Origin of the sequence: Streptomyces cavernicola (genome assembly GCF_029968035.1) — a bacterium.
Lineage (GTDB): Bacteria > Actinomycetota > Actinomycetes > Streptomycetales > Streptomycetaceae > Streptomyces > Streptomyces cavernicola.
On the sequence record NZ_JASCIQ010000059.1, the window covers coordinates 1 to 26596 of the forward strand.

Genomic DNA, 26596 nt, shown 5'->3' on the forward strand with positions numbered 1-26596 from the left:
GCAATACGGGAGTTGTACGCGAAGGGCCCCGCCGATCCGTACCGGCGGGGCCCTTCGCGTACGCACGTGCCTGACGGCTCACTCGTCGCTGACGGTGACCTTCTCGTCGTTCTTGAGCTGCTCGACCAGCTGCTGCAGTTTCGCCTTGTCCCAGACCAGGTTGCCGTTGACGCTGCCCGAGACCGGCATGTTCATCGACTTGCCCTCGCCGCCCGAGACGCTCTTCATCGCCCAGAACATCTCGGCCAGGTCGAAGAGGCTCATGTCCTTGTCCACGACCAGCGTGTCCAGGCCCGCGCCCATCGTCGGGTAGAGCTTGAACGGGTTGATGATCGTCGACGGGGTGGCCGTCTGGTTGGCGAGCGCCGAGAGGAACTTCTGCTGGTTCTTGGTGCGGTCCAGGTCGCCGCCGGCGAGGCCGTAGCGCTGCCGGACGAAGGCCAGGGACTGCTCGCCGTTCATGGTGTGCGTGCCGGGCTCGAAGTCCGCGCCGGACTTCTTGTCCTTCATCGGCTGCTCGACCTTGATGTCCACGCCGCCGACCGCGTCCACGATCTTGGCGAAGCCGCCGAAGCCGATCTCCGCGTAGTGGTCGATCCGCAGCCCGGTGTTGTGCTCGACGGTACGGACGAGGAGCTCGGGGCCGTCCTCGGAGTACGCGGCGTTCAGCTTGGTGGTGCGGCCGGTGGCCTCGTACTTCTTGCCGGAGTCCGAGCCGACGAAGGACGGTATCTCCACGTTGGAGTCACGCGGCAGCGAGATCAGGGTGTCGCCGTTGGAGCCGACGTGCAGGATCATCATCGAGTCGGTGCGGCTCGACCCCTCGCCCGCCGAGCCGGTGTGCAGGCGCTTCTTGTCCGCCGCGGTCATGCCCTCGCGGCTGTCGGAGCCGACGATCAGGTAGTTCGTGCCCTCGCCCGCGCCGGGCCGCTCGATGACCTTGGCCAGGTCGACCTCGCGCTTGAGCTGTCCGTCCGCCCAGAAGTACGTGCCGACGCCCCAGACCAGGACGACGACCAGGAGCGTGATGAAGCCGCGCTTGATCCGGCGGCCCCAGTTCGGCGCCGGGCGGGTGTCGTACCCGTCGTCGTAGTACCCGTCGTCCTGGCCCCGGCCGCGACCGCCGCGGCCGCCACCGCCGTAGACCTGGCCCTCGCTGTAACCGTCGTCGTAGCCGTATCCCTGCTGCGGGGGCACGGCCGACCGCGGCGGGGCGGCGGGGGGACGGGGGGCTCCGCCACGCTGGACGTGACGCATCACGCGGGCGCCCTCGGGCTCCGGGTTCGCGCTGCCACGCCCGTACCCCTGGTCTCGGTTGGGCCAGTCATTCATACGCACCAGTGTGCAGGCCTCGACGATGCGCCCGACAAGCCCCGGGTGGGGTTCGAGGCCCGGCTGTTGCAGAGCTGATGCAAAGCGGCCCGGCATAAGGTGGACGGCATGACAGACCAGGCCCGTCCCCCGGAGGCGGATATTCCGGGCAAGCCGACTGCGGCTTCCCGGACCACGCTGAGCCACATCATGACCCACAACGACACCAACCTCCTGGGCACGGTGCACGGTGGCGTGATCATGAAACTCGTCGACGACGCGGCGGGCGCCGTGGCGGGCCGGCACTCCGGCGGGCCCGCGGTGACCGCCTCCATGGACGAGATGGTCTTCCTGGAGCCGGTCAGGGTCGGCGACCTCGTCCATGTGAAGGCCCAGGTCAACTGGACCGGCAGGACCTCGATGGAGGTCGGCGTCCGCGTCCTCGCCGAGCGTTGGAACGAGTCGACGCCCGCTCAGCAGGTCGGCTCCGCCTATCTGGTCTTCGCCGCCGTCGACGCCGACGGCAAGCCGCGGACGGTGCCTCCGGTGGTTCCGGAGACCGAGCGGGACAAGCGGCGCTATCAGGAGGCCCAGATCCGCCGCACCCACCGGCTCGCCCGGCGCCGCGCGATCAAGGAGCTCCGCGACCGGCGCGCGGCGGACGGCATCGAGGACTAGCAGTCCCTGCGGCGTGCGTTTTCGGCTTTCCCGCCGTCGTGGCTGGTCGCGCAGTTCCCCGCGCCCCTAAAAACCAGCCCCTCCGGCGTTTGAGGAGCGGGGGTCCGGGGGCTGGCCCCCGAAGCGCCGCAAGCTTTCGGGAAGGAGCGGGGAGGGGATAAAAAAACCGCCGCAGAACCCGCTCAGTTGCAGACGACCTCGTCGCCCTTGGCCACGCCGAACTCCCCCTGGTACGGGTCCTCCGCCTGCACCCGCTGCACGCCCTTGTAGTCCGCACCCGCGATCACCTTGAGCAGCGAGCCCTGGCCGTTGACCGGCTTCAGCCGGCACCCCGGCAGCGCCGCCGCGAGCGACTTCGCGGAGCGGTCCCAGCGCGGGTCGTACGCCACCACCGTCTGCGGCACGGAACCCGGCTTCTTCACGGAGACCGGGGCGCCCGTGGTGCGGAAGCCCGTCCCGCGCAGCGCCTTGTCCACCGTCAGGCCGAGCCCCTCGGTCTTCGTGCCGTTCTCGACCTGCACCCGGATCTGCTGCGGCGCCACGTCCACCGCGAGCGCCTTCGGCTTCGGCTTCGCCGTGCGCGGCTGCTGCGGGGAGAGCGGCTTGTCGTCGCGCAGCGCCTGGAACAGCTTCTTCGACTTCTTCTCGTCCCACTTGATCGTCGAGCCGATCTCCGGCACCGCGTATCCCATCTTGCCGATCGGGACCGAGGCGAACTCCGACGACGCCGGGGTGAAGTTCCGCATCGCCCGGCCGAGGGCGAGCATCTCGTCGGTGCCGAAGCTGCGGTCGGCCCGGACCGAGCCGAGGACGCTCTGCGTCACATCGCGGAACTTCACCGGGTTGAGCAGCACCCCGGAGGACGTGGCCTTCGCGATCACCGCCGCCATGAACCGCTGCTGCCGCTGCATCCGGCTCAGGTCCGCGGCCCCGTCGATGTGCCGCGAGCGCACGTACTGCAGGGCCTCGCCGCCGTTCAGCTGGTGCCGGCCGGGCTGCAGGTCGAGTCCGGTGTACGAGTCCTTCAGGGGGCTCGTCGTGCAGATCTCCACGCCGCCGAGGACGTCCACCGTCTTCATGAAGCTGGTGAAGTCGACCTCCAGGTAGTGGTCGATCTTCACCTTCGTCATGTGCTCGACGGTGCGCACCGTGAGGTTCGGCCCGCCCTCCGCGTACGCCGAGTTCAGCTTGATCGGGTGCGTGCGGTGCTTCTCTCCCGAGTTCTGGTCGGTGTGCGCGGGGGCCTCCGCGTACGAGTCGCGCGGCAGGCTCACGATGCTGGCGCGGCTCCGGTCCGCCGAGATGTGCACGATCATGATCGTGTCCGTGCAGTGGCAGGGCGCGCCGCCGAGCTGGTACTTCGTCCGCTGCGCCTCGCTGATCTTGTCGCGGCCGTCCGTCCCGACGAGCAGGATGTTCATGCCGTCGCCGGCCGAGGGGCGGTTCTTCATGTCGCGGAACGGGTCCACGCGGGAGATCCCGGTGTCCAGGCCGGTGACGACCGCGTGCCCGATGCCCGCCGCCGCGAGCACCACCATGGACAGCGACGTGGCCACCCGCATGGCCCACCGCGGCTTCGCCGGCTGCCGCCGTCGCGCACGGGACGGCGGCTGCGCCTGCGGCCGTGGCCGTTGCCGGGGGGTACGGGCGGGTTGGCGGGGCGGACGGGACAACGCGGGACACCTCCGCGGAACGGGCGCAGGGACGCGTGCAACCGTAAGTCGATACGAAATGCGGCCCGGGGCAGCGACTCGGACGGGGCGCGTCCGTGTCCCCCGTTCGCGGTAACGTGACGTCTGATGAGCGAGAAAATCCAGGAGTCCGCCGTGCAGCACCCGGCGGTATCGGTGATCATGCCCGTCCTCAACGAGGAGCGGCACCTGCGGCACGCGGTGGAGGCGATCCTCCAGCAGGAGTACGCCGGCGAGATGGAGGTCGTCGTCGCGCTCGGCCCGTCCTCGGACCGGACGGACGAGATCGCCGCCCAGCTGGTCGCCGAGACCGCGTCCAATGAGTGGGGGAGGGTCAAGACGGTGCCCAACCCGACGGGGCGCACGCCGGCCGCGCTGAACGCCGCGATCAAGGCGTCCAAGCACCCGATCGTGGTCCGCGTCGACGGCCACGGCATGCTCTCCGCGAACTACATCGCCACCGCCGTCCGGCTCCTGGAGGAGACCGGCGCGATGAACGTCGGCGGCCTGATGTTCGCCGAGGGGGAGAACGACTGGGAGCACGCGGTCGCCGCCGCCATGACGTCGAAGATCGGCGTCGGCAACGCCGCCTTCCACACCGGGGGAGAGGCCCAGCGCGCCGAGACGGTCTACCTGGGCGTCTTCCGCCGCGAGGCCCTGGAGCAGCAGGGCGGGTACAACGAGGAGTTCATCCGCGCCCAGGACTGGGAGCTGAACTTCCGCATCCGCGAGGCCGGCGGCCTGATCTGGTTCTCGCCCGAGCTGAAGGTCTCGTACCGCCCGCGGCCGAGCGTCAAGGCGCTCGCCAAGCAGTACAAGGACTACGGGCGTTGGCGCCACGTCGTCGCCCGGTACCACGAGGGCTCGATCAACCTGCGCTATCTCGCGCCGCCGACCGCCGTGTGCGCCATCGCCGCGGGCGCCGTCGTGGGCGCGCTGCTCACGCCGTGGGGCTTCGTGGTCCCCGGCGGCTATCTCGCGGCGATCGTGGCCGGTTCGGTGCCCGCGGGCAAGGGGCTGCCGCTGAAGGCGCGGGCGCAGATCCCCGTCGCCCTCGCGACCATGCACATGTCGTGGGGCTGGGGCTTCCTGACCAGCCCGCGCTCGCTCGCCAAGAAGGTCATCGCCTCGCGCCGCCCGGCAGTCCTGAAGCAGGCCTGACCGGGCGGCGTAACGCCTCCGTGAACCCGAACTCCCCTGCTACCAGGTGTAGTTCGGGTTCACGTGCATACAGGCCTTGTCGTCCGCGCCGTTCATGGCGTCGGCCGAGTCCGGCGTCTTCTCGTCCTGCTCGTCCGGCTTCGGCGGTACGTCGCCGCTCTGCCAGTCGGAGCCCACGACCAGCGTGACCGCCGCGACCTCCGTGGACTCCTCGACCGAACTCAGCGGCAGGCCCAGGGACTTGGCGACGGCCTGCGCGTCCCCCTCGAGGTCGGCGCTGGGGAAGCGGATCACCGTACGTTCCTGCCGCGGCAGCGAGGACTGGTCGGCGGCCGCGAGTGCGTACCCCTCGCCCTGCAGCAGCGCCGCGACCGCGGAGGCGCGGCCCGGCACCGGTGCGGTGGTGTCGGTCGCGGTGCCGTTGAGCACCCGCACTCCGATCTCGGCGGGCTCCGCTGCCGGGTCGTCGGATGCCTGCTCGGCCTTCTCGCGCTTCTCGTCCCGCTTCTTCTTCTGCGCCGGGCTGTCCTTGCCGTCGAGCGGCAGGTCGTCCCGTACGAGCCGGAACAGCTGCTCCGCGTCGCCGGGCTTGGGCTGCACCCGGGCGCCCACGTATTCGTACGGCATGGTCGTCATGGTGATGCGCGACGGCGGTACGCGCTTCAGCTCGCCCGAGAGGTCGTAGAGCTTCTTGACGGTGTTCAGGCCCTCGTCGACCCGGAGCGCGGAGGTGGCCTCCTCGGCGAGTCTGCGGAGCTTGTTGGGGCTGGTCAGGGTGGCGTTCTCGCGCAGCTCGCGGACCATCGCGTTCATGTACATGTGCTGGGCCTTGGCGCGGGCGATGTCGCTGCCGTCCTCGAAGCCGTAGCGGGTGCGCAGCCACTGCAGGGCCTGCTCGCCCTGGATGTACGTGGTGCCCTTCTTCAGCTTCAGGCCCGAGCCGTGGCCCTGGGCGTCGCGCGAGTGGATGTTCGCGTCGACGCAGACCGGCACGCCGCCGATGGCGTCCGCCATGGACACCACGCCGGCGAAGTCGACCATCATGAAGTGGTCGATGTGAATGCGCGTCAGCTTCTCCCAGGCGAGCACCGTGCAGCCCGGACCGCCGCGCCCCAGGCTGGCGTTGGTCATCAGCCGGCCCTGCGTGGCGGGGTAGACCTTGCCGCTCTTTGGGTCGGTGCACTCCGGCATCTGCAGCAGGGTGTCGCGCGGCATGCTGACCACGGACATGTTCGTACGGTCCGCGGAGAGGTGCAGCAGCATCTGCACGTCCGCGAGGGGCGTCCCGTTGAACGTCTCCTTGGCGCCGCCCAGCTTCTGGTTCTCGGCGCTGTCCCGGGCGTCGGAGCCGATGAGCAGGATGTTCAGCGGGGTCTGGCCCGCCGCGTTCGGCGTGGCCTCGGGCGCGCGGTTCCCCTCCGGCATCGGCGAGAAGTCGATGTTGCCGTTGAGGTGCTCGTAGTAGAGGTATCCGGCGCCGGCCGTGCCGAGTATCAGTACGGCCAGGACGATCGCGAACCAGCGCAGCGCGCGGCGGCCCTTGCGCCGCGGCGGTGCGGCGGCGGTGCGCTCGCGGCCCCCCGACCGCTTGCGCCCGCCGCTGCCGGCTGCGGACTCGCCCTTGTCCCCGTCGTCAGCCCCGTCCTCGTAGAGGCTCTCGTCCCAGCCGAGTTCGTCGGCGCTGCGCGGACCGGGGACCGTTTCCCGTTTTCGTACGCTGTCCTGCCTCATGCACCAGCCCCTCCCCATTCCCGGCCCGCCCGGCCCAGCTCGTGGCCGGGCCCGGGGTGGGGCTCGGGTGCTACTTGGCGCAGACCGGCTTGTCTGCTTCGACCTTCTGGATTCCCTCCGGCGCCTTCGACGGAGCGGAAATGGGGGTTCCGGCCTCCTGGAAGTCGTCCCCGAGGACGAGCTTCATCGCCGGCAGACCCTGAGAGTTCTGCTCGCTCTTGCCCGGCTTCATGGCGGACGCGGGCAGGCCCATGATGTCGGCGAGCCTGCGGGCCTGGTCGGCCTGGTCCCGGTCGTACTCCAGGGTCGTCTTGGCCTGCGGCTTGGGCGCGTTGCCCAACTGGCTCGACTTCAGGACGCCTTCGTCGGTCTGCAGCCAGGTGACCGTGGACTGCGCGGCGCCCGCCGTCTCCGAGCCGTTGTAGATGTTGACGCGGACCTCGGAGGCCTCGGACTTCGGGCCCTTGAGCAGGGCGTCCTGCTTCTCCTTCTTCTCCTTCTTCACCTCGGTGAGCGACTTGTCCGCGCGCAACATCGCGAACAGCGGCTTCGCCTTGGGGTCGTCGAGCAGCACGGTCGCCCCGTCGGTGTTGTCGACGACGGGCGCGGTGACGAAGGAGATGTTCTCCAGGTCCGCCTTGCTGAGCTCCATCCCGAGGTCCTTGAGCTTGTTCAGGTCGGAGATCTTGGAGTCGACGGTGAGCGCCTTGGTGGCGGCCTCGGCGAGGTCCAGCATCTTGCTCGGGCTGGTCAGCGTGTCGTTCGACTTCATCTTGCGCATCAACGAGGTGAGGAACTGCTGCTGCAGCTTGATGCGGTCGAGGTCGCCGCCGAAGCCCACCGCGTGCCGGGTGCGGACGAACGCGAGCGCGTCGTCGCCCTTCACGTTGTGCGGGCCCTTGGGCAGGTTCAGGTGCGACTTGGGGTCGTTTATGTCCTTGGCGAGGCAGATCGGCACACCGCCGACGGCCGTGGAGAGGGTCTTCACCGCGTTGAAGTCGGCCACCATGAAGTGGTCGATCTTGATGCCGGTGATCTCGGTGACCGTACGCATCGTGCAGCTCGGGCTGCGCCCGCTCTGGCCGAGGCTCTCGTTGAAGCGGGTCTGGCTTGTGCCCGGGATGGTCTTCTTCGAGCCGTCGGACTGGGTGGTCGGGCAGTCCGGGATGTCCGTGATCATGTCGCGCGGAATGCTCAACGCGGTCGTGTTCGTACGGTCCTTGGAGACGTGCAGCAGGATCGTCGTGTCCGCGTGCCCGGCGCTTCCGCTGTCGCCGTAGCCCGCGTTGCCCTTGCCGGTGCGCTTGTCCGTGCCGATGAGCAGCACGTTGATCGGGCGGTCCTTGCTGAAGCCGCCGGTGCCCGCGCCGTCGTCGTCGACGGCGGTGATGTTGTCGTTCAGGTGCTGCCAGTAGAGGTAGCCGCCGGTGCCGGCGGCGAGCAGCAGCAGCGCCAGGGTGCCGCCGCCCCACTTGAGGGCCTTCTGGCCCTTGGACTTCTTCGGCTTGGGCCTGCGCCGGCCGGTGCTCGGCGGGGCGCTGTCCTCCGGCCGGCCGCGACGCCTGCGCGGTCCGGGCACTTCGTGGCTGGACTCGCGGCTCGACTCCTCGGGCTCCTCCGCGGCCTGGGACCTGCGACGGCCGGGGCCTGCCGGGCCGCTCGGTCCTGCCGGTCCGCCGATGCCGCTCGGGCCGCCGGGGGCTCCGGGGCCGTTCGGCCGGCCGCGTCCGCCCGTCACGTCCGGTCCGTTCGGTCCGTTCGGTCCTACGGGTCCGGAAGGACCGAAGGGGCCGGTGGGGCCGGACGGTCCGGACGGTCCGGCGGGACCGATCGGGCCGCTCGCCGCCGGGAAGCGGCGGGTCGGGGCCGAGAAGCGCGGGCGCTCACCCGCCTCGGGGCGCTCGGCGTTCGGGGATCTGCGGGGCGACGGAATTCCCGATGATTGCCCTGCGGAGGGGCTCAGTCGCAGTTCGTAGTCGCCGGTCTGCGGGTTGAGTACCCACTGGTCTGCGGGGTCGATATTGTCCGCCCGCCCACGGCCTTGCGCGTCCACGGTTGCTTGGTCCTCCGTCGGGGCCACGCGGCGCCTCCCCCTCCATAAAAAAGGCGCCCGGTCACTCGGTCCACAGTGCGCCGCCGAAACGTGTCGGCCGGGCGCACCGGATCGCTCACGCTATCCGACCAGTTCAGGCCGACGCGACGGCGGTGACACATTCCACTTCCCTACAACTGGGCAATACCGCCCTTAACCGACCGCGACTTCAAGCGGTTTGGTGACGCCTTTACTCACAACTCGTTCCCGCGGCGGTGTTTCCGCGGAAGGTCGGTGCAGGGCTCGGAGACCGCGTCGGCTCGTCGGGCTTGTCGTCGCCGGTCGTCCGGGGGGTGACCCGGTCAACACCGGAATCGCGACCTCCGTGCTTTTCGTCGACCCACGAGCCCTCGTCGTCCCAGTAGCCACCCTCGGACGAATCCTCCTCGTATTCCCCGGATTCCTCGGCGTTCGAGGCGGATTCGGAGACGGGGTCGGCGGTGGAATCGCCCTCGGGGCCGGTGTCGGACCCGTCGCCCGAGCCCTTCTCGCCGCCACCGGGATCCGAGCCCCGCCGGGAGACCTCGACGGTCGCGTCGTTGCGCAGCCGGTCGAACAGCCGCCCCGCGTCGGGCTGGACGAGCTCGTCCCGGTTGGGGTCGTACGTGTACGAGCGACGGGGGACGGTGAGGAATTGCACGCGGTCTGTGGGGATGTTGCGCATGCTGCGCACCAACTCGTACAAGTCGGTCAAACCGGCGATCGCGGGGTCCGTGGTGAGCGAGGAGGTCGCCGCGTCGAGCACGGGGTAGAGCCGCGTCGGGTTCAGGAGTACGCCGTTGCTGCGCACCTTGTTGACGAGCGCGCCGAGGAACTGCTGCTGCCGGTCCATGCGTTCGGTGTCGCTGCCGCTGCCGAGGGACTTGCGGGCGCGTACGTAGCCGAGCGCCTCCTCGCCGTTGAGCTTCTGCCGGCCCGCGGCGAGCTTCAGCTTGGCGCTCTTGTCGTTGATCGGCTCCTTGAGGCAGACCTCGACCCCGTCCACGGCGTCGACCATCTTCTTGAAGCCCTGGAAGTCCACGATCATGTGGTGGTCGATGCGGATCTTCGTGAGCTTCTCGACGGTACGGATCGTGCAGGCGGCCCCGCCGAACTCGAACGCCCAGTTGAACTGGGCGAGTTGGGGACGCGTGCGGGAGCCGTCGGGCCGGTGGCAGCCGGGCAGGTTCACCATCAGGTCGCGCGGCAGGGACACGGCCGTCGCGCTCTTCCGGTCGGCCGCGAGGTGCAACAGGATCGTCGTGTCCGACCGCTGCGTCCCCGGATCCCGGCCGTACGGGCGGTTGCCCTCCCCGGCCCGGGTGTCCGAGCCGATCAGCAGGATGTTCAGCGCGTCGTGCACGGTCGGCATGGGCCGCTCCCGCTCGTACCGCTCCAACTCGGCGGCGGTGCCGGTGTCTTCGGTGATGTTCCCCTCCAGCTTCTTGTACAGACTCCACCCGACGCCGGCGGCGGCGAGCACGACGACGGCAACACCGAGCGCAGCCCAACGAAGCCAGTATTGCGACGTCCAACGGGTCCAACGGGTCCAGCTGGGCTGGGGGTTGGTTTCGGGGTTGGCTTCGGGGCCGTCGGGGGTGGTGGTGGCTTCGGTGGGCTGGTCGGCGGCGGCGGGTTCTGCGGGCTCCGACGGCTCGGCGGGCTCGGCAGCTTTGGCGGGCGCGGCGGCCTTGGTGGGTGCTGAGGTCTCGTGAGCCTCTGTCACCTCGGCAGGCACTGCGGCCTTGTCGGCCTTGTCGGCCTTGTCGGTCTCGGGGGCTTCGGCGGGCGCGGCGGCCTCGGTGGGCGCTGCGGAGCCGTCGGTCCCTGGCGTCCGGGTGGGCTCCACGGCCGCTGCGGACTCTGCGGGTTCGGGAGCCTCGGCTGTCCCGTCGGCCTCTACGGCCTTGGCGGTGGTGCCGGCGGCACCGGTCTTCGCCGCCTCGCCGGTCTCCGTCGGCTCGGCGGGGGCTGCTGGGCCCTCGGCCTCGTCGTCCGTCGCCTCGGCGGGGTCTGTGTTCTCGGGAGCGGGTGGGGGCCGCCCGGTATCGGCGGGGGGCGCGTCCTCGCCCCCCGCCTCCTCGCCCTCCGTCGTCCGCTCGGCCCCGCCGCCCGCCGCCGCAGGCTCGCCCGTGGCCGTGGACCGACTCGCCTCAGACACGTCGTCGGCCGGCTGGTCCGGTTCGGCGGGGGTGCCTGCGGTGTCGGTCACGTCGTGGTCCACCCCTCGTGGCGTAGGCAGTGCGGCCGCGCTCCGCGTGAAGCGCTCCTACGACCATGGCCCGGCGCGGCCCTCCCTCGCCTGCGGGCCGGGCGCTCACCTGCGCCGGACGGGTGGACTTTCGCGGCCCGCAGCAGAGGGCGAGGCGGAAGGCGAGGCGGAAGTGATCGACGTACGGGCTCTAGGGGGAGACACCCCCTAGCGCACCGTCGCCGTGACCCGCTCGCTCTCGACCCGCTTCTCCAGGCCGCCCTCCGCGAGCTGCTCGATGTGCCGGCAGAGCACCACGGACCCGCCGGCCGCGAGCGGCGCGAACAGGCCGGCGGACAGGCCCTCCCACGTCTCGTACGAGCGGGCCGACAGCAGCCGCGCACCGGCCCCGACGCCCAGCTCCGCCGCGTCGGCGAGCGCGCGCCGTACGACCTCCGCACCCGTCAGCTCCGTACCGCCGACGGCCAGCGCGGGCGCCTGCGGGTCGACCGGGGCGTACGGCGCGAAGCGGTCGCCCTGGCTCGGCACCTCGACCGCGTAGTCCACGAACCCGGCGGGCGGCTGCGGGAAGCGGCCGCCGAGCGGGCGCAGCGCGAGGGCCACCCGCTCGCCGGAGCAGGCGAGGGCGGCGTCGAGGGTGTCCGGGCCGCTGACGACGAGGTCCGCGTCGGCCGCCGAACCGCCCACGTCGACGAGCACGCCGACCGAGGAGCAGGCGAGCAGCCACACCGCCGTCTGCCAGTGCGCGGGCAGCAACAGCGCGAGCCGGTCGCCGGGTTCGGCGCCCAGGTCGTCCTGGAGCAGATTGGCTGTCTTGGCCACCCAATTGGCGAAGGTGGCGACGGACAATTCGACGCGTTCGCCGGTGGCGTCGTCGTAGAACGTCACGAGAGGGCGGGCCGGATCCTCGGCCAGCGCGGATCGCAGCAGGTCGGCGGGGGTGCGGTCGGTCGCGTTCACGGGCGCAAGGGTACGCGTCGGGGGCGTCGCGCGTCCGCCCGGTCGGCGCAGCGAAGCGACCGGATCCAGGTCGACGGACCGTCAGTTCCCTTCGAGGGAAGAGCATCCGGGTGCGTCATACAAAGTGCGGGTATGTCAGGTCTGCCGCACGATCGACGCCATGCGTGGATACCTTGCTTCCTCGATCGGCGTCGCCTGTGCGGCAGCCCTGGCCCTGCCGCTCGCCGTGCCGCAGGACGTACGAGCCGCGGTCGCCGCCCCGGCGGCGGAGTCGGCCGGTTCCGTGCCCGGCTCCACCCAGTCGCTGCCGCTGACCCCGCTCGCCGGCTCCGACCGCGCCGCGGGCTCCGCCGCGACGCAGGGCCTGACCCGGCGCGACGTCCTGCCGTTCTCCCTGGTCGGCGTCGTCTGGGACGACCCGGCCGCCGAGCTGCACGGCCGCGTCCAGGTGCGCACCCGCGCCACCGGCACCGACCGCTGGTCCGGCTGGCAGGACGTCGACACCCACAACCAGGAGCACGCCGCCGACCTGGACAGCCAGGAGCGGTCCGGCGCGAAGCTGCGCGGCTCGACGGCGCCGCTGTGGGTCGGCGACTCGGACGGCGTGGAGATCCGGGTGGAGAGCGCCCCGCCCCCCGCCGCCCGACCCGACGGCGACTCCCGGCACTCCGGCCAGAGCCGACACTCCGGCCAGTCCCAGCACCCCGAACACCCCGGCCACTCCGCCGAGTCCGACCGCGCCGACCTCGAACCCGCCGCCGTCAAGACCGCCTCCGTCGAGCCGGCCTCCGCCGAGCCGACTTCCGCCAAGCCCGCCCCCCTGCCGACCGGCCTGCGCCTCGAACTCGTCGACCCCGGCCAGGACCCGCCGACCCAGGGCCCGCAGGCCGACGGCGCGAAGTCGCAGGCGCTCAGCGCGGAGAGCGCCGCCAGCTCGGCGGTCAACGCGGACCTCGCCGATATCGGGGCCTCCGTCATCCCCGAGCAGACCAAGGAGCAGACCGAGAGCGACCTGATCGAGTCCCGCGGCGTCGTCCAGGCCGCGGCCGCGAAGCCGTACATCGGGCCGCGTCCGCGCATCACCACCCGCAAGGGCTGGGGCGCGGACGAAAAGCTGCGCGAGAAGAACTTCGTCTACACGAAGTCCGTCCGCGCGGCCTTCGTGCACCACAGCGCGTCCGGCAACAACTACAGCTGCTCACAGGCGCCTTCGCTGCTGCGGAGCATCTACCGCTACCACGTGAAGAGCAGCGGCTGGCGGGACTTCGGCTACAACTTCGCCGTCGACAAGTGCGGAAACATCTACGAAGGACGTGCCGGAGGTGTGGCCAAACCCGTCCTGGGGGCCCACACTCTCGGTTTCAACAGCAACAGCATGGGCATCGCCGTCCTCGGCACGTACAGCAACACCAACCCGCCGAAGGCCGCGGTGAACGCCGTCGCCCGACTGACCGCCTGGAAGCTCGGGCTGTACGGCGCGAACCCGAAGGGCAAGGCGCTCCTGAAGTCGGCCGGCAGCAACCTGTACAAGAAGGGCGTGAGCGTCCGGCTCAACGTCATCTCCGGGCACCGTGACGGCTTCGCCACGGAGTGCCCGGGGAGCCGGCTCTACGGCCGGCTCGGCAGCGCACGTACGTCGTCGGCCGAGTACCAGGGCCGCTGAACCGACCGGCCGGGGCAGCTCGGAGCCGCCCCGGCCCAGGGCTCGCGACCGGCGGAAACGACCAGCAGACGTAACAACACGCACACAGACGCAACTGAAAACGCCCGTGAACGGTCTGCCTACACTGACCGGCCGGACCAGACCAGTCCGGCCGCACCCGGACCCGACCAGTCCGGCGTACGACGACAGGCCCCGCCCCCGGCAGGAAGCAGAGGCGAACGGTGACAGAAGCGATCCTCCTGGTCGGCGGCAAGGGCACCCGGCTCAGGCCGCTCACCGTGCACACGCCGAAACCGATGGTCCCGGCCGCGGGAGTGCCGTTCCTCACACACCAGTTGGCGCGGGCGCGCGCGGCGGGCGTCGAGCACATCGTGCTCGCCACCTCGTATCTGGCCGAGGTCTTCGAGCCGTACTTCGGCGACGGCTCCGAGCTCGGACTGCACCTGGAGTACGTCACCGAGGAGGAGCCGCTCGGCACCGGCGGCGCCATCCGCAACGTCGCCTCGCGGCTGCACTCCGCGCCCGAGGACCCAGTGCTGATCTTCAACGGCGACATCCTCACCGGCCTCGACATCCGCGCCCTCGTCGCCACCCACGAGACCTCCGGCGCCGACGTCTCGCTGCACCTCACCCGCGTCGAGGACCCGCGCGCCTTCGGCCTCGTGCCCACCGACGGCACCGGCCGCGTGCAGGCCTTCCTGGAGAAGCCGCAGACGCCCGAGGAGATCGTCACCGACCAGATCAACGCGGGCGCGTACGTCTTCCGCCGCTCGGTGATCGACACCATTCCCGAGGGCCGCCCGGTCTCCGTGGAGCGCGAGACCTTCCCCGAGCTCCTCGCCTCCGGCGCGCATCTGCAGGGCATGGTCGACTCCACGTACTGGCTGGACCTCGGCACCCCGCAGGCCTTCGTCCGCGGCTCCGCCGACCTCGTGCTCGGCCGTGCGCCCTCGCCCGCGGTGCCGGGGAGGCGCGGCGACCGGCTCGTCCTGCCCACCGCCGAGGTCGCCGCCGACGCCAAGCTGACCGGCGGCACGGTCGTCGGCGCGGGCGCGCGGATCGGCGAGGGCGCCCGGATCTCCGGCAGCGCGGTCCTGGAGGGCGCGGTGGTCGAGCCCGGCGCGGTCGTCACGGACTCGCTGATCGGCGCGGGCGCCCGCATCGGGGCCCGTACGGTCCTGTCCGGCGCGGTCATCGGCGACGGCGCCCGGGTCGGCGCGGACAACGAGCTGCGCGACGGCGTCCGCGTGTGGTGCGGGGCGGAGCTGGGCGACGGCAGCGTGCGGTTCTCCTCCGACCAGTAGCCTCCGGCCAGCAGGGCGGCCCGCGCCCCGCGCGGGGCTACGCTCAGAGGGTCCCGTCCGTCGTACTCCGAGGAATCCCGTGGCTGGTCGCTTCGCGCAGAGGCCGGTGCCCGCACGCGCCGGAACCGTCCCGCGCCAGGCCGCCGCCGAGTCCCGCCGCTGGACCCCGCCCGGCCCTCTCGACCTGGGCCTGGTCCTCGGCCCGCTGCGGCGCGGCCCCGGCGATCCGACGTACCGGGCGACGCCCGACGGCTCGTTCTGGCGCGCCAGCCGTACGCCCGACGGGCCCGGCACGCTCCGGGTCGCGCTGCGCTCCGGCACGGCGCACGCGGACGCCTGGGGTCCGGGCGCGGGCTGGCTGCTCGGCCAACTCCCGGGCATGCTCGGCGAGTCGGACGAACCCGACGCCTTCGAGCCGCGGCACCGCCTGGTCGCCGCGAGCCACCGGCGCCGCCCCGGACTGCGGCTGATGCGGACCGGCCTGGTCCTGGAGTCGCTGATCCCGTCGATCCTGGAGCAGAAGGTCACCACGGACGAGGCGTACCGCGCCTGGCGCCTCCTGGTCCGTAAGTACGGCGAACCGGCGCCCGGCCCCGTCCCCGAGCGGATGTGCGTGATGCCCGAGCCGCGCACCTGGCGCATGATCCCGTCCTGGGAATGGCACCGCGCGGGCGTCGACGACAAGCGCGCGTCCACCGTCCTGCGCGCCGTACGTGTCGCGCACCGCCTGGAGGAGGCGGCCGCGATGGAGCCCGAACAGGCCCATAAGCGCCTGGAGTCGGTCCCCGGCATCGGCCCCTGGACCTCGGCCGAGACCGTGCAGCGCAGCCACGGCGCCCCGGACGCGGTGACCGTCGGCGACGTGCACCTGCCCGGCATCGTCGGGTACGCCCTGGCGGGTGAGCGGGACAGCGACGACGCGCGGATGCTCGAACTCCTGGAGCCCTACCGAGGCCAACGCCACCGCGCCGCCCGCATCATCCTGCTCTCCGGCCGCACCCCGCCGCGACGTACTCCGAAGATGCCGAGGGTCGACATCGGCAGGCTGTGAAATGACGGGCCCGAAGGGCGCCGTCCAGGGGCGCGGGGAACTGCGCGACCAGCCACGACGGCGCAGCACCCGAAAGACCGGCGCCTCACCGCACGACGAGGAAATCCCCCACCGCACGCGCGGGTCTGCCCCGCGGCTCCTCCGCCGGACGCCCCACCGCCACCGCCCCCATCGGGTCCCAGCTCTCCGGCAGGCCGAGCACCGCGCGTACGACGTCCCGGCAGAACATCGTCGACGAGATCCACGCCGAACCCAGCCGCTCCCCGGCGAGCGCCACCAGGAAGTTCTGGATGCCGGCTCCGGTCGCGACGACGAACATCTCCCGCTCGGCTGCGTCCCTGCGCGCGTCCCCGTAGGTGTGCGAGCCGTCCATCACCAGGCAGGGGACGACGAGGTACGGCGCGTTCCGCAGCACGTCCCCGCGGCGCACCCGCTTGGCGATGGACTCCTCCGACTTGCCGTCGGCCCGCAGGTCCGCGATCCACTTGTCCCGCATCGCGTCGAGCAGTTCCGTACGCGCCTTCGCGCTCTCCAGGAGCACGAACCGCCAGGGCGTCGTGTGGTGCGGCGCGGGCGCCGTCACGGCGGCGGCCACCGCGCGGCGCACGGCGCCGGGGTCCACCGGCTCGTCGGTGAAGCTGCGCACGGTGCGGCGCTGTGTGACCGCCTCGCGCACCGCCTCCGACGTGCCGAGCCGGAACATGTCGTCCGCGGCGACGCGCACCATCGCGCGTGCGCCCGCCGCGTCCTCGCCGACGACCTGGGGGAGCCCGCGGACCACGGCGACCGGCAGATCGGCGGCCTTGCCCTTCACCAGGTCGCCCGCCGCCGCGAGTTCGTCGGCGGTGGCCACGACGGTGGCGCTCAGCGGGTTGCCGTGCGCGTCGGTCCCGCCGCGCAGATCGTCCAGTACGCGCACGCCCGCGGCGCCGATGGCCACGTCCGTGAGGCCGTTGCGCCAGGGGCGGCCGAAGGTGTCGGTGACGAGCACGCCGACGTCCACGCCGAGCGCGTCCTTGAGGCCCGTGCGGATCGCACGCGCGGAGGCGTCCGGGTCCTCGGGCAGCAACAGGACTGTTCCCGCAGGGGTGTTGGACGCGTCCACGCCCGCGGCCGCCATCACCAGACCCTGCCGGTTCTCGACGATCCGGAGCGGTCCGCGGCGCGCCACCACGCGTACCGTCTCGGCGTCGATGGCCGCCTCCCGGTCGGCGGCGGCGAGGATCCGCTCCTCCGCCTTGGAGACGATCTTCGAGGTGACGAGCACGACGTCACCGTCCACGAGGCCCGGCTCGGCGGCGGCGATCAGCTTCGCCACGTCGTCCCCGGCCTTCACCTCGGGCAGTCCGGGCACCGCCCAGACGCGGTACGCGGGCGCGTTCACGCGCGTACCTCCTCGGCCAGGGCGAGGGCCTCGCGGGCCATGGCGGCGGTCGCGTCCAGGTCCGTCATCATCAGCGGCACCGCCCTGCTGCGGATCCCGGCGGCCTCCACGCGCGCGACGGAGTCCGCGTCCACCGTGTCGACCAGCCAGCCGTCGAGCAGCCCCGAGCCGTAGTGCTCGGCGACCGCGGCGGCGCTGGACTCGACGCCCACGGCGGCGAGGACCTTGTCGGCCATGCCGCGCACCGGCGCGTCCCCGACGATCGGGGAGAGGCCGATCACCGGCACGCCGGCCTCGGCGATGGCCTCGCGGATGCCGGGCACGGCGAGGATCGTGCCGACGCTGACCACGGGGTTGGACGGCGGGAACAGCACCACGTCCGCCGCGGCGATCGCCTCCAGGACGCCCGGCGCGGGCTTGGCCTGCTCGGCGCCGACGGGGACCACGGCGAGCGCGTCCACCGAGGCGCGGAGCCGCACCCAGTACTCCTGGAAGTGGACGGCCTTGCGCTCTCCGTCGATCTCCACGGCGACATGGGTCTCGACCCGGTCGTCCGACATCGGAAGCAGCCGCACGCCGGGCTGCCAGCGCTCGCAGAGCGCCTCGGTGACGGCGCTGAGCGGGTATCCGGCGCCCAGCATCTGCGTCCGCACGATGTGCGTCGCGAAGTCCCGGTCGCCCAGGCCGAACCACTCCGGTCCGACGCCGTACGCCGCGAGTTCGCTCTTGACCTGGAAGGTCTCGTCCGAACGGCCCCAGCCCTGCTCCTCGTTGATGCCACCGCCGAGCGTGTACATCACCGTGTCGAGGTCGGGGCAGACCTTCAGGCCGAACAGATGGATGTCGTCACCGGTGTTGCCGATGACGGTGACGTCGGCGTCGGGCGCGGCGGCCTTGAGACCGCGCAGGAAACGGGCACCACCGATGCCCCCGGCCAGAACCACAATGCGCATGCGCCCAGCATGTCAGGTGGGTACGACAGCGGTTCAGGCGGTGACGGCGGCCCGCTCGGTATCGGCCACGGACGAGGAGCACTGGGGCGCGTGCATCGGCATCTCGGTGAGGCCGGGGTAGTAGATGTGCAGGCTGACGGCGGGCTCGAGCGCGTCGTTCACGACCTCGTGCACATAGCCGGGTGCGAAGACCCGCTGCGCCCCGGCCGCCACCGCGCGTGTGCCGCTTTCGGCGCGTTCGGTCAACTCGCCCTGAAGGACGGTCAGTACGCCGGAGGAGGGGCCGTGGTCGTGGCGGCCGCTGCCCTGTCCGGGCACCCAGCTGAGCAGCCAGACCTCGTAGCCCGGCCCGGTGCGCAGGCGGTGGTACCAGCGGCTCGTGGCGTCGTACTCCACGAGGTGCTCCCACTGGGAGCGGTCGGCGGCGATGGCGCGGGCGAGCCCGGCGAATTCGGCCACGGTGGTGGGGTGTTCACGGGCGGGCTGGAGGAGGTGCTGGACCTCGAGGATGTCGCCGGCGATCTGCAGGTCGCTGTCGCTGTTCATCGGTGCGGGGGTTCCTCGGCGGGGAGAGGTGCGGGGTGTCGGTGTCCGTGGATCCGCGGACGTCCGCTCGGGTCACGAGCGAGGGGTGGCCCGGGTGCGGGCGCGAGGTGCGGGGCCCCGGCGGGGGCTCGGCGGTGCGGAACGGCTGGAGCGCGATGGGCTCAACAGCAACAGGAACAGCGACAGCTCTCCAGGGCAGCACAGTGAGATCCACCGGTGTGGATCAGAGTGAGCGCCAAGTTCGCGAGCATGCCCAACAGGAGACCGGTTCACACGTCTGCTGTCAACCTGATGTCCGGATTGCGGGATATCGTTCACCGTATCCGGTTGTTCGTTCTGCCGAAAGGTTTGTGCATTGGCCGGATCGGACAGGTGGCGCTGCATCCGGGTGCGTAAACGTCGTTGTCGTCTCGTGACTCGTTCGTGATCGAGGTCGCTTCGGTGTGCGCCCCGGCAACGGGACCGCTCTCCGGTGCGTCTTTACGGGTGTCGGCAGGCTGTACGGGAGTGGCGCCGAGAAGTGTCCAGGTTTAAGGCGATTTGAACACTTTCCGCAAAGCCTTGGTTCCGCAGAGTGAATAAGGGACCCAATAGCAGATCCCGGCTTGACTGGCCCGGATCGGCACACTTGTAATTTCACTCGTGTCGTTCGGCCGAAATCGGTAACGGCAGCATCACGGGGACTGCACAGACAGACGAGGGGCGCACATGACCGAGCTGTTCCAGCAACTGCTGGTCGAGGACGCGGACGAAGAACTCGGCTGGCAGGAGCGCGCACTGTGCGCCCAGACCGATCCCGAGTCCTTCTTCCCGGAGAAGGGCGGCTCCACCCGCGAGGCCAAGAAGGTCTGCCTCGCCTGTGAGGTCAGGTCCGAATGTCTCGAATACGCACTCGCCAACGACGAGCGATTCGGCATCTGGGGCGGCCTGTCGGAGCGAGAACGCCGACGACTCAAGAAGGCCGCCGTCTGAACACCCGCCGATCGCCTCGCGACCGAATACCACCCGACCCCGACCCGCGCCGAGCAAAAGGCGCACACCCCGACGTAACCAACGGTCCGCCGCCAGTGGGTTATCCACAGGCGGCGGACCGCTGTTTGCTCAGCCGTTAGTGTGGCCCCGTCCGAGACGCCCCCGCCGAGCACGACCCGGCCCGTGCGTCCACCGCAGTCCATCGAACCGGGGCCCGTACCTCGATGTCCGTGCACAGCCATTCGGCAGGCCAGTACGACGCTGCCGCAGCCGCTTCCCCCCAGGCCCAGACGCCTGAGTTCCCCAGGCACGTCGTCACCGCGGTCCTCGTCTCGCACGACGGCGCCCGCTGGCTGCCCGACGCCCTCAGCGGCCTGCTCGGCCAGGAGCGCCCCGTCCAGAACGTGGTCGCCGCGGACACCGGCAGCGCCGACGACTCCGCCGCGATCGTCACGGACGCCCTCGGCCCCGACCGCGTCCTGCACCTCGCCCGCCGCTCCGGATTCGGCACCGCCGTCGACGAAGCCGCCCGCACCGCGCGCGTGCTCACGCCCGACGACCTGCCCTATCTGAAGCGCCCCAGCGGCTGGGACCCGGTCACGCGCACCTGGCGCGACGAGGCGTACGACATGCCGGAACTCCCGTACGGGGAACCGGTCCAGTGGCTCTGGCTCCTTCACGACGACTGCGCCCCCGAGCCCGACGCCCTCGCCGAGCTCCTGCGCACCGTCGAGCGCGAGCACGAGGCCAACCGCGAAGTCGCCGTCGTAGGACCCAAACTGCGCGGCTGGTACGACCGCAGGCAGCTGCTCGAGGTCGGCGTCTCCATCGCGCACAGCGGCCGCCGCTGGACCAACCTCGACCGGCGTGAGCAGGACCAGGGCCAGCACGACCAGGTGCGGCCCGTCCTCTCCGTGTCCACCGCCGGCATGCTCATCCGCCGGGACGTCTTCGAGGAGTTGGGCGGCTTCGACCGTCGCCTGCCCCTGATGCGGGACGACGTCGACCTCTGCTGGCGGGCCCAGGCCGCCGGGCACCGCGTCCTCATCGCACCCGACGCCGTGCTGCGGCACGCCGAGGCCTCCGCGCGTGAGCGCCGCACCGTCGACTGCGTCGGCCGCACTGCCGCGAGCCCGCACCGCGTCGACAAGGCCGGCGCCGTCTACACCCTGCTGGTCAACACCCGCGCGGCGGCGCTGCCCTGGGTGCTGCTCCGCCTCGTGCTCGGCACGCTCCTGCGGACACTCGCCTACCTCGTCGGCAAGGTGCCCGGCCAGGCGCTCGACGAAGTCGCCGGTCTCTTCGGGGTGTTGCTCCGCCCGGAGCGGATCCTCGGCGCCCGCAAACGCCGCGGCAAACCGCAAGTGGAGGCCGCCGAGCTGCGGCCGCTCTTCCCGCCGCCCGGCGCCACCGTCCGCCTCACCGTCGAGCAGGTCGCCTCCAACCTCGTCGGCCGCTCCGACCCGGAGACGTCCTCCGGCGGCCGGCACGGCGCGGTGGAGTCGGGGCCCGGCGGGGACGACGCCGAGTTCCTGGAGGTCGAGCAGTTCGCGCGCCTCAAGCGGATCGGCCGCAAGCCGGGACCCGTGCTGTTCGGCGTGCTGCTCCTGGTCTCCCTGATCGCCTGCCGCGCGCTGCTCGGCGGCGGCGCCCTCGCGGGCGGCGCGATGCTGCCCGTCCCGGCCGACGTCTCCGAGCTGTGGGGGCGTTACGTCGACGGGTGGCACCCCGTCGGCACCGGAGGCACCCAGTCCGCGCCGCCGTACCTCGCGTTCGTCGCCGCCCTGGCCACCGTCCTGTTCGGCTCGACCGGACTCGCCGTCACGGTCCTGCTGGTCTGCTCGGTCCCGCTGGCCGGCGCCGCCGCCTACTTCGCCTCCAGGCCCCTCGTCGAGTCGCGCCTGCTGCGCGCGTGGGGCTCCGTCGCGTACGCCTTCCTGCCCGCAGCCACCGGCGCGCTCGCGGGCGGGCACCTCGGCACCGCTGTCCTCGCGATGCTGCTTCCGCTCATCGCGCGTGCGGGCCTCGCCGCGAGCGGACTGCTCCTGAAGACGCCGGACGCGCGCGGCAGTTGGCGCGCCACCTGGGCGTACGCGCTGCTGCTCACCGTGGCCACCGCCTTCACCCCGGTCGTCTGGCCCATCGCCCTTGTGCTCGGCATCGCCCTTTTCGTGGTGCGCCGCGCCGACCTGAGCGCGTACGGACTGCGGGTCCTCGCCCAGCTCGGCGTGCCGCTGCTCGTCCTCGCACCCTGGTCGCTCTCGCTGCTGCCCTTCGGCTTCTTCGAGTCGACCGGCCTCGACTACGGCGCGGGCTCGGCCTCCGGGCTCGACCTGCTCGGCATCAGCCGCGGCGGGCCAGGCGCGGGCGGCGGGCTGCTACTCATCGGCTTCGTCCTGGCCGCCCTCGCGGCCCTGCTGCGCGGCGAGCGGAACCTCGCGATCCACACCGCCTGGGCCGTCGCCCTCACCGGCTTCGTCTTCGCGGCCCTCAGCAACGGCTCCGCCTGGGCCGGCCCGGCCACGCTCGTGTACGGGATCGCGCTGCTAGCCGCCGCCGTGGTCGGTGCCGAAGGGGCGCACACGCGCGTAGCCGAGCAGAGCTTCGGCTGGCGCCAGCCCGTCGCCGCCCTGATCGCCGTCGCCGCCGTGCTCGGCCCGCTCGTCGCCGCCGTCGGCTGGATGGTGCGCGGCGCCGACGGCCCCCTCGAACGGCGCGACCCGGCCCAGGTCCCGGCCTTCGTCGCCGAGGAGTCCGGCACTGCTGACCAGCCCCGCACCCTCGTCATCGACGGCGAATCCGAGGCCGAGGTCGGGTACGTGCTGGTGCGCGGCTCGGGCGCCCGCCTGGGCGACGCCGAACTCGCCGCAGCGGGCGAGGGCAACGACCGCCTCGACAAGACCGTCGCCCACCTCGTCGCGGGTTCGGGCGCCGACCAGGTCGACCAGCTCGGCGACTTCGCCGTGCGGTACGTCCTGCTTGAGAACGGCGCCCCGCGCGCGATGAGCCGCGTCCTGGACGCCACGCCCGGCCTGACCAGGCTGAGCCAGCAGGACGGCAGGGCCCTGTGGCGCGTGGACCGGCAGGTCGCCCGTGCCGCCGTCGTGCCCCCGTCGGGCGCGCCCGAGCCGGTCGCGGCGGGCCCCGTCGAGATCCACACCGACATCCCCGCGGGCCCCGAGGGCCGCACGCTCCGCCTCGCGGACTCCGCCGACGACGGCTGGACGGCGACGGTGGACGGCGAGGAGCTGGCCCGGAAGACCGTCGACGGCTGGGCGCAGGGCTTCGAACTGCCCCCGTCCGGCGGCCGGTTGGACGTCACGTACGACACTCCCGGTACGCACACGGGCTGGCTCTGGGCGCAGGGCGCGCTCGTCGTGGTGCTGGTCGTCCTGGCCCTGCCGGGCCGGCGGGACACCGTGGACGACGACCTTCCGGACGAGCCCGTCACCGTCCCGGCGCAGCCCGTCGAGGGCGAGGGCCGGCGGGCCCGCCGGCTGCGCGCGGCCCAGGAGGCCGAGGCGGCCGCCCAGGGCCACGCGGCGCCGCCCGAGGAGCCCCGGCCCGCCCCGGCCCCGGCCGCCGCCGCAGTCCCGCAGCAGCAGACGCACGACGCCCCCGCCGAGTGGGCCACCGCGGCGTACGCGGCCGCGGAACAGCCGGGCCAGGCAAGCCAGTCGGGCCAGTCCGCGTATCCCCAGGACCAGTACCAGGCCGCGCAGTACCCGCCGGGCGGCTACGAGCAGTACGGCTCAGGGGCGTACGCGCCCGACGCCTACGCGCAACAGCCGGGCGCCGCAGGGACGTTCGACGAGCCGGGCCGTCCAGGTCAGCCGGTGCAACCGGGCCCGTACGAGTCCTACGGCTACGGGACCCCGCCTGCCCAGCCCGCCGACCCCGCGATGCCGCCGACGGCACCCCCGCCCCCGCCGCCCGTACCGCCGCAGCCGCCGCAGACCCCGCCGTACGTGCCGTACGAGGGCTACGAGGGTTATGAACAGCCATACGGCGGCGCCGACTTCAGGCCCGACAGCGAGCGCCCCGACGGGAGCCAGCAGTGAACCGCACGACCCTGTCCCTGATCGCCGCGGGCGGAGCGCTGGCCGTCGTCACCGGGTTCGCCACGCTCACCGCACCGGACGGCAGCGCGGCCGACGGCCCGGCGAAGGCGGCCGAGCAGCGGCCGGTGGACCGCAGCAGCCTGCTGTGCCCGGCGCCGAGCACCTCCGACCTCGCGGACACCGCGTACACGTCGTTCACGCCCAAGTCCGCCGCCGGTGCGGGCGGGAAGGGCACGGCCGAACTCGTGGGCGCCACGCGCGCGTCGGGGGACGACAACAAGGGTGACGAGTCCGGCAAGGGCGACAAGAAGGCGAAGGAGCCGGCCGGGGCGGGCAAGCCCGTCCTCGCCGCGAAGGGCGTCGGCGAGCCGGTCACCGAGGATGCCTCGGGCGCGGAGGCCCCCGCCCTCGTGGGCTCGGCCGACGGCGCGCTCGCGCCCGGCTGGACGGTGCAGCAGACCACCACGATCGGCGCGGGCAGCGGCCGCGGGGTGCACGGCCTGGCCTGCGGCGCCCCGGACACCGACTTCTGGTTCCCCGGCGCGAGCACCGCGAAGGAGCGGAGCGACTACGTCCACCTGACGAACCCGGACGACACGGCCGCCGTCGTCGACATCGAGCTGTTCGGCCCGCGCGGCGAGCTGGACTCGAACGTCGGGGAGGACATCCAGGTGCCGCCGCACTCCAGCGTCCCGGTGCTGCTCTCCACGCTCACGGACGAGCCGCAGACCAACGTGACGGCGCACGTCACGGCGCGCGCGGGCCGCGTGGGCGCCGCGGTGCAGGCCGCCGACGAGGAGCTGGGCGGCGACTGGCTGCCGGCCTCGGCCGACCCCGCGGGCACGGTCGTCCTGCCCGGCATCCCGAAGGACGCCACGTCTGTGCGCCTGGTCGCCTTCGCGCCCGGCGAGGAGGACGCGGACCTGAAGGTCGCCCTTGCGGGCCCGACCGGTTCGATCACGCCTGCGGGCAACGAGACGCTGCACGTCAAGAGCGGTATGACGGCAGCGGTCGACCTCGGCGACGTCACCAAGGGCGAGGCGGGCTCGCTCCTCCTCACGCCCAGCGAGGACTCGGTGCCGGTGGTCGCCGCGCTGCGGGTCACGCGCGGCAAGGGCGCCCGGCAGGAGACGGCGTTCATCCCGGCGACCGCCCCGGTGGGCGACCGCGCCACGGCCGCGGACAACCGCGCCAAGGGCTCGACGCTGTCCCTGGTGGCGCCCGACAAGACCGCCAAGGTGCGCGTCACGGCCTCGGCGGGCTCGGAAGGCGGCAGGCCGGTCACGAAGACGTACACGGTGAAGGGCGGCACCACCCTCGCCGTCGAGCCGCCGGCGCCCAGCGGCCTGAAGGGCACGTACGCGCTCACGGTCGAGCAGGTCTCGGGCACGGTGCACGCGGCACGGATGCTGGAGCTGCCGGAGGACGGCCTGCCGATGTTCACGATCCAGACGCTGCCGGACGACCGCGGCACGATCACGGTGCCGCAGGCCGAGCAGGACCTGTCGGTGCTGCAGAAGTAGCGGCTCCTACGGGAAGGGGCGGGGTCGTGCGGCCTCGCCCCTTCCCGTACGAGGCCACCGCGAGGGCGTACGAGTCCGTACGGGCTGTCAGTCCTCGCCGTACCGCGGGTCGACCGCGTCCGGGGACAGGCCGAGCAGCTCGGCGACCTGCTCCACGACGACCTCGTGCACCAGCGCCGCGCGCTCGTCGCGGCTCTTCGTACGGATCTCGACCGGGCGGCGGTAGACGACGATCCGCGCGGGCAGGTCGTCACGCGCGGACACCGTCCCGCCCAGCGGCACGGCCTCGTCGCCGAGCAGCTCGCCGGGACCCGCCCCGCCGTTCATGTACGGCACGTCCTGGACCAGGAACTCGATGTCGGCGAGCTGCGGCCAGCGCCGCTCCAGCCGCTCCACCGAGTCCTGTACGAGGTCGGCGAAGACCTCTGCCCGGCTCGCGGAGAGCGGCACCTGCGGCGGCGCCACGGGTCCGCGCATGCCGCGGCCGTGCCGGTCTCTGCGGCGGATCCTGGGCTCGCTCGCGCGGGGCGGTACGGACTTGTCCATCACCGGTGAAGCGTAATCCTCCGCACTGACACCGGCCGCCACACGGGCACTACGCGCGCGTGGAGCCCGAAACCCGGCGGGGGAGAGATGCCTCCGATGCCCGCGGTACATCCGGACGGCACAGGGCGTGTCGCCCGATGACCATTCCAGCCAACCTTGGGCTCGATTCTGTAACCCACCGAGACCACCGGACTCATGGCAAATGACGGCATTTGCACGGGATCGGGGTGGCGCTCAACGCCGTTGATTCCGGCTCCTCTTGGGGTTTGCGCAGGTCAGTGCGGTACCTTCGGAGGGCCTTGTGTGAGGCAGCACACTGCGACACGGGGGAGTGACCTCGGGGAGAGTCGTCGCGGCCCGCTCAAGAGTGCGGTACCGTCCAACGTCGTGAGCCCTGTACGTCGCTGTTCGCGCACCGCTTGCGGCCGTCCCGCCGTCGCGACGCTGACGTACGTCTACGCCGACTCGACCGCGGTCCTCGGCCCTCTCGCCACCTACGCCGAACCCCACTGCTACGACCTGTGCGCCGAGCACTCGGAGCGCCTCACCGCGCCGCGCGGCTGGGAGGTCGTCCGCCTCGCCGACACGTCGGCCCCGGGGCGTCCGAGCGGGGACGATCTGGAGGCGCTCGCCAACGCCGTCCGTGAGGCGGCCCGCCCGCAGGAGCGTGCGGCCGAGGCCGGCGGCAGCGGGGCACGCTCGGCGGACCCGATGGAGGTCGCACGCCGCGGCCACCTCCGAGTCCTGCGCTCCCCTGAGAACTGACCCACCGCTCTCA

19 protein-coding genes are annotated in these 26596 nt (G+C 72.3%); 9 read left to right on the forward strand and 10 right to left on the reverse strand.

The window, feature by feature from the left end; translation table 11 throughout:
* Positions 1–78 precede the first annotated feature (78 nt).
* A complete protein-coding gene (locus tag QIS96_RS35325; RefSeq protein WP_282546950.1) occupies positions 79–1332 on the reverse strand; it encodes an LCP family protein in 1254 nt (417 codons plus the stop codon).
* A 108-nt stretch (positions 1333–1440) separates the two neighbouring features.
* On the opposite strand from QIS96_RS35325, the gene QIS96_RS35330 reads away from it, so the two are divergent.
* Complete coding sequence (locus QIS96_RS35330; protein ID WP_282546951.1) at positions 1441–1989, forward strand: acyl-CoA thioesterase; 549 nt, start codon at positions 1441–1443, stop codon at positions 1987–1989.
* A 182-nt stretch (positions 1990–2171) separates the two neighbouring features.
* On the opposite strand, the gene QIS96_RS35335 is transcribed toward QIS96_RS35330, so the two are convergent.
* Positions 2172–3662 (reverse strand): LCP family protein, encoded by a 1491-nt coding sequence (locus QIS96_RS35335; protein WP_456316911.1) that lies wholly within the window; start codon positions 3660–3662, stop codon positions 2172–2174.
* 126 nt (positions 3663–3788) lie between these two features.
* Here QIS96_RS35335 and QIS96_RS35340 point away from each other — a divergent pair, with 126 nt between their 5' ends.
* Complete coding sequence (locus tag QIS96_RS35340) at positions 3789–4841, forward strand: glycosyltransferase family 2 protein (protein ID WP_282546953.1); 1053 nt, start codon at positions 3789–3791, stop codon at positions 4839–4841.
* Between the two features lie 39 nt (positions 4842–4880).
* Here QIS96_RS35340 and QIS96_RS35345 read toward each other — a convergent pair whose 3' ends face one another.
* The 4 genes from QIS96_RS35345 to QIS96_RS35360 all read right to left on the reverse strand — a co-directional run bounded on the left by QIS96_RS35345 (position 4881) and on the right by QIS96_RS35360 (position 11815).
* Entirely contained in the window at positions 4881–6572 is a 1692-nt protein-coding gene (locus QIS96_RS35345) for an LCP family protein (protein ID WP_282546954.1), read from the reverse strand.
* Between the two features lie 70 nt (positions 6573–6642).
* A complete protein-coding gene (locus tag QIS96_RS35350) occupies positions 6643–8625 on the reverse strand; it encodes an LCP family glycopolymer transferase (protein WP_282546972.1) in 1983 nt (660 codons plus the stop codon).
* Between the two features lie 229 nt (positions 8626–8854).
* The gene (locus QIS96_RS35355) at positions 8855–10855 is read right to left on the reverse strand and encodes an LCP family glycopolymer transferase (protein WP_408907312.1); all 2001 of its coding nucleotides are present in this window, start codon (positions 10853–10855) and stop codon (positions 8855–8857) included.
* Positions 10856–11062: 207 nt separating this feature from the next.
* Positions 11063–11815 carry a TIGR03089 family protein gene (locus QIS96_RS35360; protein WP_282546955.1) on the reverse strand — a complete coding sequence of 251 codons (753 nt, stop codon included), beginning with the start codon at positions 11813–11815 and terminating at the stop codon, positions 11063–11065.
* Between the two features lie 160 nt (positions 11816–11975).
* Between QIS96_RS35360 and QIS96_RS35365 the strand changes: the two genes are divergently transcribed.
* The 3 genes from QIS96_RS35365 to QIS96_RS35375 all read left to right on the forward strand — a co-directional run bounded on the left by QIS96_RS35365 (position 11976) and on the right by QIS96_RS35375 (position 15833).
* Complete coding sequence (locus QIS96_RS35365; protein ID WP_282546956.1) at positions 11976–13478, forward strand: peptidoglycan recognition protein family protein; 1503 nt, start codon at positions 11976–11978, stop codon at positions 13476–13478.
* 221 nt (positions 13479–13699) lie between these two features.
* The gene (manB, locus tag QIS96_RS35370) at positions 13700–14782 is read left to right on the forward strand and encodes a mannose-1-phosphate guanylyltransferase (protein ID WP_282546957.1); all 1083 of its coding nucleotides are present in this window, start codon (positions 13700–13702) and stop codon (positions 14780–14782) included.
* Between the two features lie 79 nt (positions 14783–14861).
* Entirely contained in the window at positions 14862–15833 is a 972-nt protein-coding gene (locus QIS96_RS35375) for a DNA-3-methyladenine glycosylase family protein (protein ID WP_282546958.1), read from the forward strand.
* Between the two features lie 85 nt (positions 15834–15918).
* Here QIS96_RS35375 and QIS96_RS35380 read toward each other — a convergent pair whose 3' ends face one another.
* From QIS96_RS35380 to QIS96_RS35390, 3 genes are read right to left on the reverse strand one after another with little or no spacing between them, the layout of a single operon-like run.
* Positions 15919–17217: a coenzyme F420-0:L-glutamate ligase gene (locus tag QIS96_RS35380; RefSeq protein ID WP_282546959.1), complete on the reverse strand. Its 1299-nt coding sequence runs from the start codon at positions 17215–17217 to the stop codon at positions 15919–15921.
* Positions 17214–18170, reverse strand: a complete 957-nt coding sequence (gene cofD, locus QIS96_RS35385; protein WP_282546960.1) for a 2-phospho-L-lactate transferase — start codon at positions 18168–18170, stop codon at positions 17214–17216. Before cofD ends, QIS96_RS35380 begins: the two co-directional genes overlap by 4 nt.
* A gap of 33 nt (positions 18171–18203) precedes the next feature.
* The gene (locus tag QIS96_RS35390) at positions 18204–18716 is read right to left on the reverse strand and encodes a cysteine dioxygenase (RefSeq protein ID WP_282546961.1); all 513 of its coding nucleotides are present in this window, start codon (positions 18714–18716) and stop codon (positions 18204–18206) included.
* Between the two features lie 708 nt (positions 18717–19424).
* On the opposite strand from QIS96_RS35390, the gene QIS96_RS35395 reads away from it, so the two are divergent.
* The 3 genes from QIS96_RS35395 (at position 19425) to QIS96_RS35405 (ending at position 25272) form a co-directional block, all read left to right on the forward strand.
* A complete protein-coding gene (locus QIS96_RS35395) occupies positions 19425–19688 on the forward strand; it encodes a WhiB family transcriptional regulator (RefSeq protein ID WP_017945871.1) in 264 nt (87 codons plus the stop codon).
* A 224-nt stretch (positions 19689–19912) separates the two neighbouring features.
* Complete coding sequence (locus QIS96_RS35400; protein ID WP_282546962.1) at positions 19913–23749, forward strand: glycosyltransferase; 3837 nt, start codon at positions 19913–19915, stop codon at positions 23747–23749.
* Positions 23746–25272 carry a DUF5719 family protein gene (locus QIS96_RS35405; protein WP_282546963.1) on the forward strand — a complete coding sequence of 509 codons (1527 nt, stop codon included), beginning with the start codon at positions 23746–23748 and terminating at the stop codon, positions 25270–25272. Before QIS96_RS35400 ends, QIS96_RS35405 begins: the two co-directional genes overlap by 4 nt.
* Positions 25273–25359: 87 nt before the next feature.
* Here the strand turns inward: QIS96_RS35405 and QIS96_RS35410 are convergent, their stop codons facing one another.
* Positions 25360–25818 (reverse strand): metallopeptidase family protein, encoded by a 459-nt coding sequence (locus tag QIS96_RS35410; protein WP_282546974.1) that lies wholly within the window; start codon positions 25816–25818, stop codon positions 25360–25362.
* A 387-nt stretch (positions 25819–26205) separates the two neighbouring features.
* Between QIS96_RS35410 and QIS96_RS35415 the strand changes: the two genes are divergently transcribed.
* A complete protein-coding gene (locus QIS96_RS35415; RefSeq protein WP_282546964.1) occupies positions 26206–26583 on the forward strand; it encodes a DUF3499 domain-containing protein in 378 nt (125 codons plus the stop codon).
* The last annotated feature ends 13 nt before the right edge of the window (positions 26584–26596 follow it).

Excerpts from the sequence above, each read along its gene's own strand:
- QIS96_RS35325 (WP_282546950.1), bottom strand. The coding sequence starts at position 1,332 with ATGAATGACTGGCCCAACCGAGACCAGGGGTACGGGCGTGGCAGCGCG.
- QIS96_RS35330 (WP_282546951.1), top strand. The coding sequence starts at position 1,441 with ATGACAGACCAGGCCCGTCCCCCGGAGGCGGATATTCCGGGCAAGCCG.
- QIS96_RS35340 (WP_282546953.1), top strand. The coding sequence starts at position 3,789 with ATGAGCGAGAAAATCCAGGAGTCCGCCGTGCAGCACCCGGCGGTATCG.
- QIS96_RS35345 (WP_282546954.1), bottom strand. The coding sequence starts at position 6,572 with ATGAGGCAGGACAGCGTACGAAAACGGGAAACGGTCCCCGGTCCGCGC.
- QIS96_RS35365 (WP_282546956.1), top strand. The coding sequence starts at position 11,976 with ATGCGTGGATACCTTGCTTCCTCGATCGGCGTCGCCTGTGCGGCAGCC.
- cofD (WP_282546960.1), bottom strand. The coding sequence starts at position 18,170 with ATGCGCATTGTGGTTCTGGCCGGGGGCATCGGTGGTGCCCGTTTCCTG.
- QIS96_RS35390 (WP_282546961.1), bottom strand. The coding sequence starts at position 18,716 with ATGAACAGCGACAGCGACCTGCAGATCGCCGGCGACATCCTCGAGGTC.
- QIS96_RS35395 (WP_017945871.1), top strand. The coding sequence starts at position 19,425 with ATGACCGAGCTGTTCCAGCAACTGCTGGTCGAGGACGCGGACGAAGAA.
- QIS96_RS35400 (WP_282546962.1), top strand. The coding sequence starts at position 19,913 with ATGTCCGTGCACAGCCATTCGGCAGGCCAGTACGACGCTGCCGCAGCC.
- QIS96_RS35410 (WP_282546974.1), bottom strand. The coding sequence starts at position 25,818 with ATGGACAAGTCCGTACCGCCCCGCGCGAGCGAGCCCAGGATCCGCCGC.